1 pseudogene is annotated in these 426 nt (G+C 51.3%); it reads right to left on the bottom strand.

Annotation, left to right across the window (positions count from 1 at the left end):
• A pseudogene (locus AB4Z29_RS32405) lies at positions 1–426 on the bottom strand (hypothetical protein); the annotation flags it as partial.

The raw sequence follows: 426 nt of genomic DNA, 5'->3' as shown, positions 1-426 counted from the left end.
TTGACTACATCGCCTTCTACTAGGCCTGTAACAACCACTGTATCGCTTACGCCTACTTTGTTGTTCGTTGCCGTGATCGTGGCTGCTGCCGGTGCTGCCGATACAGGCTCAGTGATATATTTCGCAGCCGTACGTGTACTCTCCAGCTTGTTCGCTTTCGTTACCGTTACATACGCTGTTCCGCCTGTTGCYGTCAGCAAGTCGGTTTCCGAGATCGTTACTTCCGTTGCGCCTTCTGCTACCGTTGCAGTCTCAAGTACCGTGCCGCCTGTTGCTACAGCATATACATTCACGATGTCGCCTTCGGCTAGACCCGTTACTTTAACTGTATCTGCTTCACCTGTTGGGCTGTTTGTTACGGTGATTGTCGCTGCTGCTGGTGCTGCAGTGATTTCAGCATCGTACGCTTTTACGGTTCTTACGCTT

The sequence above is a fragment of the Paenibacillus sp. 2TAB23 genome (genome assembly GCF_052115165.1).
GTDB lineage: Bacteria > Bacillota > Bacilli > Paenibacillales > Paenibacillaceae > Pristimantibacillus.
The sequence above is the reverse complement of the archived record's forward strand: the minus strand, read 5'-3'. Positions and strand labels throughout refer to the sequence as shown.